Annotated in this window: 11 protein-coding genes; 6 read left to right on the plus strand and 5 right to left on the minus strand. The window is 56.3% G+C overall.

Annotated features, from left to right (window positions below; all coding sequences use genetic code 11):
• Positions 1-139: 139 nt before the first annotated feature.
• The 3 genes from arcB to lptF all read right to left on the minus strand — a co-directional run bounded on the left by arcB (position 140) and on the right by lptF (position 4790).
• Entirely contained in the window at positions 140-2473 is a 2334-nt protein-coding gene (gene arcB / locus ABIE02_RS15840) for an aerobic respiration two-component sensor histidine kinase ArcB (protein WP_059307105.1), read from the minus strand.
• A gap of 134 nt (positions 2474-2607) precedes the next feature.
• Positions 2608-3690, minus strand: a complete 1083-nt coding sequence (gene lptG, locus ABIE02_RS15845) for an LPS export ABC transporter permease LptG (RefSeq protein WP_151586564.1) — start codon at positions 3688-3690, stop codon at positions 2608-2610.
• Positions 3690-4790 carry an LPS export ABC transporter permease LptF gene (gene lptF / locus ABIE02_RS15850; protein WP_032614497.1) on the minus strand — a complete coding sequence of 367 codons (1101 nt, stop codon included), beginning with the start codon at positions 4788-4790 and terminating at the stop codon, positions 3690-3692. Before lptF ends, lptG begins: the two co-directional genes overlap by 1 nt.
• A gap of 266 nt (positions 4791-5056) precedes the next feature.
• On the opposite strand from lptF, the gene pepA reads away from it, so the two are divergent.
• From pepA to ahr, 5 genes are all read left to right on the plus strand, one after another.
• The gene (gene pepA, locus ABIE02_RS15855) at positions 5057-6568 is read left to right on the plus strand and encodes a leucyl aminopeptidase (protein ID WP_032614499.1); all 1512 of its coding nucleotides are present in this window, start codon (positions 5057-5059) and stop codon (positions 6566-6568) included.
• Between the two features lie 119 nt (positions 6569-6687).
• The gene (holC, locus tag ABIE02_RS15860) at positions 6688-7131 is read left to right on the plus strand and encodes a DNA polymerase III subunit chi (protein WP_059307104.1); all 444 of its coding nucleotides are present in this window, start codon (positions 6688-6690) and stop codon (positions 7129-7131) included.
• Entirely contained in the window at positions 7131-9986 is a 2856-nt protein-coding gene (locus tag ABIE02_RS15865; RefSeq protein ID WP_059307103.1) for a valine--tRNA ligase, read from the plus strand. The genes holC and ABIE02_RS15865 overlap by 1 nt, the downstream gene beginning before the upstream one ends.
• A 123-nt stretch (positions 9987-10109) precedes the next feature.
• The gene (locus tag ABIE02_RS15870; RefSeq protein WP_032614505.1) at positions 10110-10613 is read left to right on the plus strand and encodes a GNAT family N-acetyltransferase; all 504 of its coding nucleotides are present in this window, start codon (positions 10110-10112) and stop codon (positions 10611-10613) included.
• An 83-nt stretch (positions 10614-10696) separates the two neighbouring features.
• Entirely contained in the window at positions 10697-11716 is a 1020-nt protein-coding gene (ahr, locus tag ABIE02_RS15875) for an NADPH-dependent aldehyde reductase Ahr (RefSeq protein WP_032614507.1), read from the plus strand.
• A 95-nt stretch (positions 11717-11811) separates the two neighbouring features.
• On the opposite strand, the gene ABIE02_RS15880 is transcribed toward ahr, so the two are convergent.
• Positions 11812-13449, minus strand: coding sequence for a dihydroxyacetone kinase subunit DhaK (locus tag ABIE02_RS15880; RefSeq protein ID WP_150872568.1), 1638 nt, complete (start codon positions 13447-13449; stop codon positions 11812-11814).
• Between the two features lie 137 nt (positions 13450-13586).
• Between ABIE02_RS15880 and ABIE02_RS15885 the strand changes: the two genes are divergently transcribed.
• The gene (locus ABIE02_RS15885; RefSeq protein ID WP_150872570.1) at positions 13587-15089 is read left to right on the plus strand and encodes a helicase HerA-like C-terminal domain-containing protein; all 1503 of its coding nucleotides are present in this window, start codon (positions 13587-13589) and stop codon (positions 15087-15089) included.
• 17 nt (positions 15090-15106) lie between these two features.
• Here the strand turns inward: ABIE02_RS15885 and ABIE02_RS15890 are convergent, their stop codons facing one another.
• Positions 15107-16057: a TIGR01212 family radical SAM protein gene (locus ABIE02_RS15890; protein ID WP_150872874.1), complete on the minus strand. Its 951-nt coding sequence runs from the start codon at positions 16055-16057 to the stop codon at positions 15107-15109.
• Between the last annotated feature and the right edge of the window lie 312 nt (positions 16058-16369).

The raw sequence follows: 16369 nt of genomic DNA on the forward strand, positions 1-16369 counted from the left end.
AAGTATTTAAGTTTTGCTATCTTAACTGCGTGCGGCCTAAATTTTCCGGCTACGCCATTATCTTAAAAAAACATCTTCAGGCGCAGCCACGATTTCCCTGGTGTTGGCGCAGTATTCGCGCACCCCGGTTTAGCCGGGGTCATTTTTTTCTGCTTTCCACCCAGGCTTTCAGAACGGCCACATCGTTTTGCCACTCCTGCTTCATCTCTTCAACCCATTCACCCACGTTATCTTCCCACGCTGGTAAATCCGGGGACTGGATCTGCTGACCAAGCTGCTGCAGATGACGCAAACCGACCGAGCCGGCCGCACCTTTGATCTTATGGCCCTCTTCTACGATACCTTTCCGATCCCGCGCCGTCAGGTTGGACTCCAGCACGTTCAGATAACCCGGCATCATCTTTTCGAAAATGGCCAGGCCGTCGGTAATCAACTTCGGCCCCACCAGATCGATGTACTGCTCAAGCATGTCGATATCCAGCAAAGACTGCGCTTTTTCCGTATCTACCGTCGTCATGGTGCTCTCCTCTTCGTCACAGGTGTCCCAGTACTTCTTAATCATGGCGGTTAAGGCCGGCACCGCCAGCGGTTTGCTCAGTACATCGTCCATACCGGCATCCAGATACTCTTTCTTGTCTTTCAGCACGTTGGCGGTGAGTGCCACCAGCGGCGGCAGTTCATCACTGGCATAACGGCTGGTGAGTTCACGCGAGATGTCCAGGCCGGTCATGTCCGGGAGCTGGATATCCAGCAGCACCAGGTCGTATTCTCCTGGGGTGAACATCTCCAGCGCAGCCTTGCCGGTCATGGCGACATCCACGCTGCTGCCGAGTTTCTCCAGCACCGACCGCGCCACAATCACGTTCAGCTCAATATCTTCCACCAGCAGCACATGCAGGGCAGGCAGCGGCATCGCGTCGTGGTCGAAGGTGTCTTCGACCTCCTCCGCAACCGCCGGGGCACGAACGCTCAGTTTAAAGACGGAGCCGTGACCTGGGTTGCTGCTCACCGTGATGTCGCCCCCCATGCTCTTCGCCAGGCGGCGCGATACCGCCAGGCCAATACCGGTTCCGGTGGCGGGCTTGCCGCCGTGGCTATCTTTAACCTGATAATACATGGCGAAGATTTTGTCCTGCTCCTCCTGCGGGATACCGATACCGGAATCCTCTACCTCGAAGTGCAGCATCTCGCCCTCGCCGTAACGCACGCGAACCGCAACCTGGCCGCTCTGGGTGAACTTGACCGCGTTGCTGATCAAGTTCCACAGGATCTGACGCAGGCGTGTGCCGTCAGTCACCACCTTATGCGGCAGTGGCAGCGTTGGCTGCATCACAAAGCGTAGCCCTTTCTGCTGGGCCTGCAGGCCGGAGAGGTTCTCCAGATCGGCAAGGAAACCGGTGAAGTCCACCGGCTGGTTATCCAGCTGAACCTTACGTCGTTCCATCTTATCCATATCAATAATATCGTTGAAGATATTGCCGAGCGTGACCGCTGAAACATGGATCGTTTTCAGATATTTCTCCTGCTCGGTCGTGAGTTCGGTATCGAGCAGAATGCGGCTTAGCCCCACGATGCCGTTGAGCGGGGTACGCAGCTCATGGCTGATGGTAGAGATAAAGGTGGTTTTATCGCGGCTGGCGCGCTCCAGGGCATCCTGATAGCGCTTACGCTCGGTAATATCACGCCCGAAGCCCATCAGCCCGTGGCGTTTACCGACGCGATCGTAGTAAGGCACTTTGCGGATTTCGAAGCAGGCTTTGCGCCCGTCCGGGTAGTCGAGCCACTGTTCGTAGGTCAGTGAGACGTTATGCCGGAAGACCTTCTCGTCAGTTTCGATAACTTTGGCTGCCGCCTCGGGTGAATAGACATCCTGCGGGCGCAGGCTGACGAGCTGCTTTTCGCTCTTGCCGGTCAGTAGCTCCATCGCCCGGTTACAGCCGGAGAACTCTTTGTCTTCATTGCGGTAGAAGACCAGATCCGGGGAGGCATCGAGGAAAGAGCGCAGGAACGACGATTGCTGCTCGAGCTGAATTTGCGTCTGCTCGCGCTCTTTCATTTCAATTTTCAGCTGTTCCAGCGTGGTCTGGCGCTCGGCCTCGGCTTTTTCACGATCTGAAATCTCCTGGTTCAGCTGAGCAATGTTGTCTTTTAACTGCACGTTGAGCTTCAGGTCGCGCTCGCGCATCTCTTCCAGCTTTTCCACCAGCCGGGTCAGCCGCTGGCGCGACTCTTCCAGCTGTTCAACCACGACGGAGAGGAAATAGACCGCCCAGGGGGTGATCAACAGGCCAAAGAAAATCGACCGAATAAGGTCAATGCTCTCAACCTGACCGTGCAGCACCATGGTAATAGCCATCTGCACCACAATCGCCAGAACCACCAGCGCCAACGCCAGCAACAGGGAGAAGCGTACCAGGCCGAGCTTCATCATCAGATCGACATAATATTGCGCCAGTAACCGAATTTGCTTCATAGGGGATCTCTTCACGACGTCATCGCACAATAATACTCAAATTTCAGGCAAGACGTTGAAGGTTGTGCAAAAAAGTGAGGGGTAAAACAGAGGATACACCTCACCTCCCAAAGAGGGAGATGAGGTGTCAGGGGTCAGGAGCGCTTCAGGAGCATCCAGAGGCTGATCAGGAAGAAGGAGGCGCTCGGCAGCAACGCACCAATAACTGGCGGGATACCGTAAACCAGAGTCAGCGGACCGAAGATCTGATCGAGAACGTAGAAGACAAAGCCGAAGCTGATACCGGTTACGACACGTACCCCCATGGGAACGCTACGCAGTGGGCCGAAGATAAATGACAGCGCCATCAGCATCATGACCGCCACGGAGAGCGGCTGAAAGATCTTGCTCCACATATTGAGCTGGTAACGTCCGGCGTCCTGGCCGCTCGACTTCAGGTACTTCACGTAGTTGTGCAGGCCGCTGATGGAGAGCGCATCAGGATCCAGCGCCACCACACCGAGCTTATCGGGGGTCAGGTTGGTTTTCCAGGTGCCAGTGACCGTCTGCGAACCGGTGATCTGTTTCGGATCCTGCAGGTTGGACTCGTCCACCTGAGACAGACGCCAGACTTTTTTCTCGGTATCGAAGGTGGCCGACGTGGCATAACGTACCGCCTGCAGACGACGCTGATCGTTAAAGCTGTAGATACTCACGCCACCGAGCGTGTTATCGCCCGTCACACGTTCGATATAGACAAAGTTAGTGCCATCTTTCGCCCACAGACCCTGCTGGGTCGAGAGCAGCGAGCCGCCATACATCATCTGTGCGCGGTAGTTACGCGCCATCTGCTCGCCCTGCGGTGCAATCCACTCGCCCATTGCCATGGTCAGAAATACCAGCGGGATCGCCGTTTTCATCACCGACAGGGCAACCTGCATACGGGTAAAGCCCGACGCCTGCATCACCACCAGCTCACTGCGCTGCGCCAGCATCCCCAGCCCCAGCAGCGCGCCTAACAGTGCCGCCATCGGGAAGAAGATTTGCACATCTTTTGGAATACTGAGCAGGGTATACATGCCCGCGCCCATTGCATCATAGTTCCCCTGCCCGGCCTTTTTCAGCTGGTCGACAAACTTGATGATGCCGGAGAGCGACACCAGCATGAATAACGTCATCATGATGGTGGTAAAAATAGTTTTACCGATATAGCGGTCAAGAACGCCAAACGCCTGCATTACACCGCTCCTTTACGCGTAAACCTGGCTCGTACACGGCGCATCGGCACGGTATCCCACAGGTTGAGGATGACGGCCAACAGCAGGTAGAGTCCGTTAATCACCCAGGTCCAGATAACCGGGTCGATTTTTCCTTTACCGCCATTCGATTTGATCGAGGTCTGCAGCAGGAAGAACACCAGATAAAGCAGCATCGCGGGCAGCATAGAGAGCACCCGGCCCTGACGTGGGTTTACCACGCTGAGCGGCACGACCATCAACGCCATCATAAATACGGTGAATACCAGCGTGATTCGCCAGTGCAGCTCCGCACGGGCGCGATTGGTATCGGTATTAAGCAGCGTACGCATGCTCATCTGCTCAGTATCGGTAGGATCCAGCGCCACCGTTTGATGACCAATAATCGCCTGATAGTTCTGGAAGTCGGTAATGCGGAAATCACGCAGCAACGCTGTGCCTTCGAAGCGGGTGCCTTTGTTCAGGGTCACGATCTGCGAACCGTCTTTACCCTGGGTGAGCTGACCGGAATCGGCCACGACCACGGATGGGCGGGCATTACCTTTGGGGCGGAGTTGCGCGAGGAAGACGTCGTTAAAGCGGCTGCCATCCACGCTTTCAATAAACAGCACGGAGTTACCGTCGGTCGCCTGCTGGAACTGCCCCTGCGCCAGTGCGGCCATGCCGGGGTTCGCTTTCGCTTCAGCCAGCACCTCATCCTGATGACGCGAGGAGACAGGCCCGGCCCACATCACGTTCACCGCGGCCACGATGCCGGTAAACAGCGCCAGAACCATGGCGGCTTTAATCAGTACCGCTTTGCTCAGACCGCATGCATGCATGACGGTGATTTCACTTTCGGTATAAAGCTTACCGAGCGTCATCAGCAGTCCGAGGAAAAGGCTTAATGGCAGGATAAGCTGCGCCATTTCAGGCACGCCTAACCCGAGCAGAGAAAGCACCAGATTTGTGGGAATTTCGCCGTCGACAGCCGCGCCGAGGATCCTCACCAGTTTCTGACAGAAAAAGATCAGAAGCAGGATGAAGAGTATCGCCAACTGGCTTTTTAGCGTCTCCCGCACCAGATATCTTATGATTATCACATTAAATACGCCCGTAAAAACCCGTCTCTTTGCAGGAAAATCGCTTGTTTCATGGCTTAAACGTCATTTATTCTCTTGAGTCGTCGAAATCATCGCTAAGATTACAACACCCGGCGGATTCGCGCTTCAGCAGTTGTTATGACGTGTCGAAACCGTAATAACGTAAGATTAACACGAAGTCACCGCAACAGCGGGCATGAGTTACGAAAGGTTTCAATTCTATCCGTAGCTGCCGCTGTTGTCTTTAAGATTCAGGAGCGTAGTTCATGGAGTTCAGTGTAAAAAGCGGTAGCCCGGAAAAACAGCGGAGTGCCTGCATCGTCGTCGGCGTGTTTGAACCCCGCAGACTCTCTCCGATCGCAGAACAACTCGATAAAATCAGCGATGGCTACATCAGCGCCCTGCTGCGCCGTGGCGAGCTGGAGGGCAAACCAGGACAGACGCTGTTGCTGCATCATGTGCCGAACGTATTGTCCGAGCGCATCCTGCTGATTGGCTGTGGCAAAGAGCGCGAGCTGGATGAGCGCCAGTACAAACAGGTTATTCAGAAAACGATTAATACGCTGAATGATACTGGCTCAATGGAGGCCGTGTGCTTCCTGACCGAACTGCACGTCAAAGGCCGCAACACCTACTGGAAAGTGCGTCAGGCCGTTGAAACAGCGAAAGAGACGCTGTACAGCTTCGATCAGCTAAAAACCACCAAAAGCGAACCTCGCCGTCCGCTGCGTAAAATGGTCTTTAACGTACCAACCCGCCGTGAACTGACCAGCGGCGAGCGCGCCATTCAGCATGGTCTGGCGATCGCTGCCGGTATCAAAGCCGCGAAAGACCTCGGCAACATGCCGCCAAACATCTGTAATGCCGGTTATCTCGCCTCCCAGGCGCGCCAGCTGGCGGACTCCTACAGCCAAAACGTCGTCACCCGCGTGATTGGCGAGCAGCAGATGAAAGAACTGGGTATGCACTCCTATCTGGCGGTCGGCAACGGTTCACAAAACGAATCCCTGATGTCAGTCATTGAGTACAAGGGCAACCCGTCTGAAGACGTGCGTCCAATTGTGCTGGTCGGTAAAGGCCTGACTTTCGACTCCGGCGGTATCTCCATCAAACCGGCCGAAGGCATGGATGAGATGAAGTACGACATGTGCGGTGCAGCGGCGGTCTACGGCGTGATGCGCATGGTCGCGGAACTCCAGTTGCCTATCAACGTAATTGGCGTACTGGCAGGCTGTGAAAACATGCCGGGCGGCCGTGCTTATCGCCCTGGCGACGTGCTGACCACCATGTCCGGGCAGACTGTTGAAGTGCTGAACACCGATGCTGAAGGCCGTCTGGTGCTGTGTGACGTGCTGACCTACGTTGAACGCTTCGAGCCAGAAGCGGTTATCGACGTGGCCACCCTGACTGGTGCCTGCGTGATTGCGCTGGGCCATCACATCACCGGCCTGATGTCGAACCACAATCCATTGGCACATGAGCTGATCGGCGCCTCTGAACAGGCGGGCGACCGTGCCTGGCGTCTGCCAATGGCCGATGAGTACCAGGAGCAACTGGAGTCCAACTTTGCGGATATGGCTAACATCGGTGGGCGTCCTGGCGGTGCAATTACTGCAGCCTGCTTCCTGGCGCGCTTTACCCGCAAATACAACTGGGCGCACCTGGATATCGCCGGTACGGCATGGCGTTCCGGTAAAGCCAAAGGCGCCACTGGCCGCCCTGTGGCCCTGCTCTCGCAGTTCCTGCTCAATCGTGCCGGGTTTAACGGCGAAGAGTAATGTAAAACGCCGGGGGGCGGCTTCGCCTTACCCGGCCTGCAAACGGCATTTAACCGTAGGCCGGGTACGCGCAGCGCCACCCGGCTTTGCATTTAAATCCACCACAAGAAGCCCCATATATGAAAAACGCAACGTTCTATCTTCTGGACAATGACACCCAACAGGATGGCTTAAGCGCCGTTGAACAGCTGGTGTGTGAGATTGCCGCAGAACGTTGGCGCGCAGGTCTTCGCGTGCTGATTGCCTGCGAAGATGAGCAGCAGGCCATCCGTCTGGATGAAGCCCTGTGGGCACGACCGTCTGAAAGCTTTGTTCCGCATAATCTTGCGGGAGAAGGACCGCGCGGTGGCGCGCCGGTGGAGATCGCCTGGCCGCAAAAACGCAACAGCAGCCCGCGGGATATTTTAATCAGCCTGCGCATCGGCTTTGCAGATTTTGCCACCGCTTTCACAGAAGTGGTAGACTTTGTCCCTCACGAAGATTCTTTGAAACAACTGGCGCGCGAACGCTATAAAGCGTACCGCCTGGCTGGTTTTAACCTGAATACGGCAACCTGGAAATAATGGAAAAGACATATAACCCACGCGATATCGAACAGCCGCTTTACGAGCACTGGGAACAGCAGGGCTATTTCAAGCCTAACGGCGATGAAAGCAAAGAGTCCTTCTGCATCATGATCCCGCCGCCGAACGTCACCGGCAGTTTGCATATGGGTCATGCCTTCCAGCAGACCATCATGGATACCATGATCCGTTACCAGCGCATGCAGGGTAAAAACACCCTCTGGCAAGCGGGGACGGACCACGCGGGTATTGCGACCCAAATGGTGGTTGAGCGTAAAATTGCCGCTGAAGAAGGTAAAACCCGCCACGACTACGGTCGCGACGCCTTTATCGACAAAATCTGGCAGTGGAAAGCAGAATCCGGCGGCACCATTACCCGTCAGATGCGCCGTCTCGGCAACTCCGTGGACTGGGAGCGCGAGCGCTTCACCATGGACGAAGGCCTTTCTAACGCCGTTAAAGAAGTATTTGTCCGTCTGTATAAAGAAGATCTGATTTACCGTGGCAAGCGCCTGGTAAACTGGGATCCGAAACTGCGCACCGCCATCTCAGACCTGGAAGTGGAAAACCGCGAGTCTAAAGGCTCCATGTGGCATATCCGCTATCCGCTGGCCGACGGCGCGAAAACCGCAGACGGTAAAGATTATCTGGTCGTCGCTACCACGCGTCCAGAAACTCTGCTGGGCGATACCGGCGTGGCCGTGAACCCGGAAGATCCGCGTTATAAAGATCTGATTGGTAAATTCGTGGTGCTGCCGCTGGTTAACCGCCGCATTCCGATTGTGGGCGATGAACACGCCGACATGGAAAAAGGCACTGGTTGCGTGAAAATCACCCCCGCGCACGACTTTAACGACTATGAAGTTGGCCGTCGTCACGCCCTGCCGATGATCAACATCCTGACCTTTGATGGCGACATCCGTGAAAGCGCGGAAGTGTACGACACCAAAGGCGAAGAGTCCGACGTTTACTCAAGCGATATCCCGGCTGAGTTCCAGAAGCTGGAACGTTTTGCCGCGCGTAAAGCAGTGGTTGCCGCTGTTGATGCCCTGGGCCTGCTGGAAGAGATCAAACCTCACGATCTGACCGTTCCTTACGGCGACCGTGGCGGCGTGGTGATCGAGCCGATGCTGACCGACCAGTGGTACGTCCGTGCTGACGTGCTGGCGAAACCGGCTGTAGAAGCGGTTGAGAACGGTAGCATTCAGTTCGTGCCAAAGCAGTACGAAAACATGTACTTCTCCTGGATGCGCGATATTCAGGACTGGTGTATCTCCCGTCAGCTGTGGTGGGGTCACCGCATCCCGGCGTGGTACGACAACGACGGCAACGTCTACGTTGGCCGTACTGAAGACGAAGTGCGTCAGGAAAACAACCTGAGCGCTGACGTGGCGCTGCGTCAGGACGAAGACGTGCTGGATACCTGGTTCTCCTCCGCGCTGTGGACTTTCTCCACCCTCGGCTGGCCAGAAAACACCGACGCGCTGCGTCAGTTCCACCCAACCAGCGTAATGGTGTCCGGCTTCGACATTATTTTCTTCTGGATCGCCCGCATGATCATGATGACCATGCACTTCATCAAAGATGAAGATGGCAAGCCGCAGGTTCCGTTCCATACCGTCTACATGACCGGTCTGATCCGCGACGACGAAGGCCAGAAGATGTCCAAGTCCAAGGGCAACGTTATCGACCCGCTGGACATGGTGGACGGTATCTCCCTGGAAGATCTGCTGGAGAAACGTACCGGCAACATGATGCAGCCGCAGCTGGCTGAGAAGATCCGCAAGCGCACCGAGAAGCAGTTCCCGGACGGTATCGAGCCACACGGCACCGACGCCCTGCGTTTCACCCTGGCAGCGCTGGCCTCAACCGGCCGCGACATTAACTGGGACATGAAACGTCTGGAAGGTTATCGCAACTTCTGTAACAAGCTGTGGAACGCCAGCCGCTTTGTGCTGATGAACACCGAAGATCAGGATTGCGGCTTTAACGGCGGCGAAATGACCCTGTCGCTGGCAGACCGCTGGATCCTGGCTGAATTCAACCAGACGACCAAAGCGTTCCGCGAGGCGCTGGATAGCTATCGCTTCGATATCGCGGCAGGCATCCTGTACGAGTTCACCTGGAACCAGTTCTGTGACTGGTACCTGGAGCTGACCAAACCGGTAATGAATGGCGGATCTGAAGCGGAACTGCGCGGTACGCGCAACACCCTGATCACCGTTCTGGAAGGTCTGTTGCGCCTGGCGCACCCGATCATCCCGTTCATCACCGAAACCATCTGGCAGCGCGTGAAGGTGATTGCTGGCATTAATGCCGATACCATCATGCTGCAGCCGTTCCCGGCCTTCGATGCCGCGCAGGTTGATGAAGCCGCGGCTGCCGATACCGAGTGGCTGAAGCAGGCGATCGTTGCCGTGCGTAACATCCGTGCCGAGATGAACATCTCCCCGGGTAAACCACTGGCGCTGCTGCTGCGCGGTTGCAGTGAAGCTGCGGTGCGTCGCGTGACCGAGAACAACACCTTCCTGCAGACTATGGCCCGTCTGGAGAGCATCACCGTGCTGCCTGCGGATGATAAAGGTCCGGTCTCCGTGACCAAAATCATCGACGGCGCCGAGCTGCTGATCCCGATGGCTGGCCTGGTTGATAAAGATGCTGAGCTGGCGCGTCTGGCAAAAGAAGTGGCCAAAGTCGAAGTCGAAATCGGTAAGATCGAAAGTAAACTGTCTAACGAAGGCTTTGTTGCCCGCGCCCCGGAAGCGGTCATCGCCAAAGAGCGTGAACGTCTGGTTGGTTTCGCGGATGCTAAAGCGAAGCTGATTGAGCAGCAGGCGGTTATCGCCGCGCTGTAAAGCGTTACCCCCTTACGCTTCAGGGCGTAAGGGGGATTCTTCCTGAAAACTCCTCGCTTGCACTCCCCTTTCTGCGATGCTATTAACAGCAGATGTGTGTCAATTTTTGTCATGAGTAATGCTATGAGCGTGATTACCCCCGCTGCGACCGCCATGCGTCGTATCTCTCAACAAGACAACAGTGCGATTGCGACCGTTATCCGCACAGTGTCTGCCGAATACGGTCTGACCGCCGACAAGGGCTACACGGTTGCCGACCCAAACCTGGACGAGCTGTTTCAGGTTTACAGCCAGCCGGGCCACGCCTACTGGATCATCGAACAAAACGGCAGCGTTGTCGGCGGCGGCGGTGTTGCCCCCCTGAGCTGCAGCGAACCGGATATTTGCGAACTGCAAAAGATGTATTTCCTGCCCTCCGCACGCGGAAAAGGTCTGGCGAAAAAGCTGGCGCTGGTTGCTCTCGACCACGCGCGCGCCGAAGGCTTTAAACGCTGCTACCTCGAAACCACTGCCTTCCTCAAAGAAGCTATTGCCCTGTATGAGCACCTTGGCTTTGAACACATTGACCACTCCCTGGGCTGCACCGGACACGTGGACTGCGAAGTGCGGATGTTGAAAACATTGTAATTCCTTTCCTGCCCCCTTCTGTTAAGCGGTTGTAAACTGAATGCTCTACACTCTCAGTTCCACACCATCAGGGGGTAAATATCATGTCAAAGATAAAAAGCTACGCCGCACCGCAGGCGGGTGCAGAACTTGAGCTGTACGAATACGATGCGGGCGAGCTGAAAGCAGAAGACGTCGAAGTCCAGGTCGATTACTGCGGGATCTGCCATTCCGATCTGTCGATGATCGATAACGAATGGGGCTTTTCGCAATACCCACTGATTGCCGGGCACGAAGTGATTGGCCGCGTGGTTGCTCTGGGCAGTGCTGCCCAGGATAAAGGGCTGAAGGTTGGTCAGCGCGTGGGCATCGGCTGGACTGCACGGAGCTGTGGGCACTGCGATGCCTGTATCAGCGGCAACCAGATTAACTGCCTTGAAGGGGCTACCCCAACCATTCTGAACAACGGCGGTTTCGCTGACAAACTGCGCGCCGACTGGCAGTGGGTCATTCCTCTCCCTGAACAGATGGATATCGAATCTGCCGGTCCGCTGCTGTGCGGCGGGATCACAGTCTTCAAACCGCTGCTGATGCACCATATCACCGCCACCAGCCGCGTGGGGGTAATCGGTATTGGCGGTCTGGGCCATATCGCCATCAAGCTTCTGCATGCGATGGGCTGCGAAGTGACGGCGTTCAGCTCCAACCCGGCGAAAGAGCAAGAAGTGCTGGCGATGGGAGCCGACAAGGTAGTGAACAGCCGGGATCCTGAGCTGTTGAAAGCGCTGGCCGGTCAGTTTGATCTGATCATCAATACCGTTAACGTCGATCTCGACTGGCAGCCGTACTTTGAAGCGCTGGCCTACGGCGGTAATTTCCATACCGTGGGTGCCGTCCTGAAGCCCCTGCCGGTTCCAGCCTTCACGCTGATCGGCGGCGATCGCAGCGTGTCAGGTTCTGCGACGGGCACACCGTATGAGCTGCGCAAGCTGATGAAATTTGCCGGCCGCACCAAAGTCGCCCCGACCATCGAGACGTATCCGATGTCGAAAATCAACGAAGCCATCCAGCACGTTCGTGACGGCAAAGCCCGTTACCGCGTGGTGTTAAAAGCAGATTTCTAAGCCGCTAAAGCACGATGGCACTGCGCCTGTAACATTCAAAACGGTAACGGTTGTTACCGTTTTGCTTTCACCCCGCCGCCACCCGATGTTTTCACCTACCGCATAAATGCAGCAAACACCTCGGCCACCGCTACTGCGCCAGGATCGGTCACCCCGTGCAGATTCTCTTTGTTGACATAGGATGAACGTCCGGCCCCGGCCTTGCCCATGCTTGCCGTGGCATCGGCCCCCTGTTGCGCTGCGCTGGCGGCGGCCTGAAGATCCCCTGTCTGCAACGCTTCCAGCGCGGGCTGGAGCGCATCGATCAAGGTACGATCGCCGCGATCTGCCCCACCATAATGTTTCATTTGCGCAAGCCCGGTCAGTAAGGCATCGGGTAAGGATTTACCGCTACGCAGCGCCTGTCCGGCGGCAGTAAAGAAGATCGACATCAACACGCCGCTCGATCCCCCCATCACCGTCGCCAGCCGTTCACCCACCACCAGCAACAGCTGCGGCAGATCGTTCAGCGGCAACCGATCCTCCTCCAGCCATTGCGCAATGTCCCGCGCACCTTGCGCAAAGGTCGATCCTGTATCGCCATCCCCCACTTTCGCATCCAGCGCGTTAAGGCGATTTTCCAGGGCGATTAAGCAGCCCGTTGCCGCGGCGAGATACCGGGCGACGTTTGCATTCGCTGACGGGGTAAACTCCACGCTGTCGTGCAGTGGGGTATGCGCCAGCGTGCGCAGCGGGGTAAAGGCCACGGGCTTTTGCCAGCCCAGCGTCTCTACCGGCGCGTTGAGCGCCTGTTCAAAAGCCGTATTCAGCTTCAGCAGGGATAAGGAAAAGCCCTTCATGTCCAGCGAACTCACCAGCGGTGCCGGGCCAATAAAATACGCGATCTGATTTTTCAGGGCCGAATGCGCCAGCTCTTTGGTCAGCAGCGCCATCTCCAGCGCCGAGACGCCGCCGAGGTTATTGATGAGCACGGCCAGCCGTCCTTCACCGGCCTGCGCCTGCAAGGGCTTCACCAGCGTCTCGATAATCGCCCTGCTGTTTTGCGTATCGACCACCGAAGCCCCTGGCTCGCCGTGGATCCCCAGTCCCAGCTCAACATGGCCTTTCCTGATACGCCCCTCTTCATCGTCGCTGCCCGGCAGATTGCAGGTCTGCATCGCCACCCCCAGACTCCAGAGGTTGTCGCAGGCCTGAAGGGCCATGTCCCGCACATCGTTGAGCGATTTCCCCTGTTCGGCGGCATACCCGGCAATTTTATGCACCAGCGCAGTTCCGGCAATGCCGCGCGGCTGCTTGTTATCCGGCAGAGCAATATCATCGGCCACAATCACCATCTCCACTTTGAGTCCGAAGCGCTTGGCTTTTTCCGCCGCGAGGCCAAAGTTGAGACGATCCCCGGTATAGTTTTTGACGATCAGCAGGCAGCCACGATCCCCTGTCACCGCCACGATAGCGTTCAGCACCGCCTCTACGCTCGGGGAAGCAAACAGATCGCCACAGACGGCAGCGGTAAGCATTCCTTTACCTACAAAGCCTGCATGCGCCGGTTCATGACCGGATCCGCCGCCAGAAATTACCGCCACGCGGCTTTTATCCCAGTCGGCACGCACCACCACACGGATAGCCGGATCGCTATCCAGTTTGACGAGATTGCCGTGTGGGGCAGAGATGAGCATACCTTCAATAGCATCATTAACCAGCTGTTTGCGGTCATTAAAGAAGAATCTGGACATAGCTTTCCAATATGTTGTTAACCCTATGCAAAAGCATAGTCCGTGCTGGATAACGCGCCGCAAAGTCGAAAACTGACACATCCACTTTACCGTCAGGTTGCCTATACTCCACGCAGGAATGAACGAGGAAGCCGATCATGAGTACACCCCTGCTGATTGCCCGGACGCTGGATAATGAATTGTCTCTCCTGCCCGCCGTGGCTAACCGACATGGCCTGATTACCGGTGCCACCGGCACGGGTAAAACGGTGACGCTGCAAAAGCTGGCTGAGTCATTTTCGCGTATCGGCGTGCCGGTATTTATGGCCGACGTTAAAGGCGATCTCAGCGGCATTGCCCGGGAGGGCATCGGCTCGGAGAAGCTTCTTGAACGGTTGAAAAATATTGGCGTTACCGACTGGCAACCCGAAAGTAATCCGGTGGTGGTCTGGGATATTTTCGGTGAGAGAGGTCACCCGGTGCGCGCCACGGTTTCCGATCTCGGCCCGCTGCTGCTGGCGCGTCTGCTCGACCTCAACGAGGTACAAACCGGCGTACTGAACATTATTTTCCGCATTGCCGACGATCAGGGATTGCTGCTGCTCGACTTCAAGGATCTGCGGGCCATTACCCAGTACATCGGAGATAACGCCAAATCTTTCCAGAATCAGTATGGCAACATCAGTAGCGCCTCCGTGGGGGCTATCCAGCGCGGATTGTTGACGCTGGAACAACAAGGCGCCGGGCACTTCTTTGGCGAACCCATGCTGGATATCAAAGACTGGATGCGTACCGACAGCAACGGCAAAGGCATTATCAACATCCTGAGTGCAGAAAAGCTCTACCAAATGCCGAAGCTCTACGCGGCCACCCTGCTGTGGATGCTCTCCGAACTCTTTGAGCAACTGCCTGAAGCGGGCGATCTGGAAAAACCGAAGCTGGTTTTCTTCTTTGACGAAGCCCATCTGTTGTTCAGTGATGCGCCGCAGGTTCTACTGGATAAGATCGAACAGGTGATTCGCCTGATCCGCTCCAAAGGCGTGGGCGTGTACTTTGTTTCGCAGAACCCGGCCGATATTCCCGACAACGTACTGGGCCAACTGGGCAATCGTGTCCAGCATGCTTTGCGCGCCTTTACGCCAAAGGATCAGAAAGCCGTGAAAGCCGCAGCGCAGACCATGCGCACCAACCCGGCTTTTGATACCGAAGCAGCCATCCAGGCGCTGGGTACCGGCGAGGCGCTGATCTCGTTTCTCGATGCCAAAGGCAGCCCGTCAATGGTGGAGCGCGCGATGGTCATCGCCCCTAACTCACGGATGGGGCCAATCAGCGACGATGAGCGTAACGGACTGATTAACCACTCGCCGGTCTACGGTAAATACGAAGATCAGGTGGACAGAGAATCTGCGTTTGAGATGCTGCAAAAAGCGGTGCAAACCCGTACGGCTCAACAGGAGGCCCCCACCGCGAAAGACCAGCCCGTGGCGGTCGATGACGGGATACTGGGCGGATTGAAAGACATCCTGTTTGGCAGCACTGGTCCGCGCGGCGGTAAACGCGACGGTGTCGTACAAACCATGGCGAAAAGCGCGGCGCGTCAGGTGACAAATCAGATTGTACGTGGAGTGCTGGGCAGCTTATTAGGCAGACGCCGGAAGTAAATCTTTTCTCTCAACCCTCAGCAAAGAGGGCTGGGGGTGAGCGGATCAGGCATTATCCATGCCCGTCCCAGCGCCGAACCCTGCCCTCCCAGCTCGTTCAGGTAGCGGTCCAGCTCCACCATCCCCGTCCAGCGGTTCTCACACCATAGCGGTGCCAGCAGCGTTGGACGGCGGGCGCTGGCGGAGATACGGTGATACACCACCTCCGGCGGTGTGTGACGGATCATCTCTCCGGCTGTCAGCACATACTCGTCCAGCTCGATGCCGTTGAGTCGCCCGGCTTCCCAGGCTTTGGCCATAATACTGCCCGTAACGATATGCAGCGGGTGCAGCTTGATGCCGTCAACGCCGGTCTCCACCACCTTATGCAGAGTTTCCAGTGCGTGGGCTTGCCCTTCTCCCGGCAGACCGACAATCAGATGAGTACAGACCTTAAGTCCGCGTTCGCGTGCCAGTCGGGTGGTGCGTTGATAGCAGGCGAAATCATGGCCGCGGTTGATGCGATGCAGGGTTTTATCGTGCGCGGTCTGTAATCCCAGCTCCAGCCAGATTTCATACCCCTGCTCTTTATATTCGCTGAGCAGATCGAGCACCGCCTCGGGCACGCAGTCAGGCCGTGTGCCGACACAAAGCCCGACGATGTTGGCCTGACTCACCGCCTGCTGATACATCGAGCGCAGCACCTGCACTTCCGCCCAGGTACTGGTATAGGCCTGAAAATAGGCCAGATACTGTTTCGCCCGGTTAACTAACGTCGACTGGTGAGCAAGCTGTGCAGCGATAGACTGATGCTGCTGTGATTCGTCAGCAAAGGAGGCCACATTACAGAAGGTACAGCCGCCGCGCCCGAGGGTGCCATCGCGATTGGGGCAGCTAAAGCCGCCGTGCAGCGACAGTTTATGGACCTTTTGCCCGTACCGGCGTGAAAGATCCCCACCAAACATATTGACTAATTTCTGTAACTGCATAATCTGATAGACCGCCCCGTAGAAAGGGGACAAGCCTGCCATTTTTAACCTCCGACGGCGATGACCTGGATCAATCGTCCCGGCGAGCTTTTATCCTTTGCATAATTAACCAGGATAATTGCAATTTCATTCATCGCCTTTCTAATTACTTTTCCTTATGTCCTGCCAGATTTTTTCATTTATATCGTCTGTGCTGAAAAACAGTGACATCATGCGGGCTTTATCGCCGTGGCGGCATTAAATCCTGCTTAAATCGCACTATTCAGCATGCTACAGCGATAATACCGCTTTCATATAGTGAGTCAGATCACA

The organism is Leclercia sp. 1548 (assembly GCF_050435045.1).
Classification (GTDB): Bacteria; Pseudomonadota; Gammaproteobacteria; order Enterobacterales; family Enterobacteriaceae; genus Enterobacter; species Enterobacter adecarboxylatus.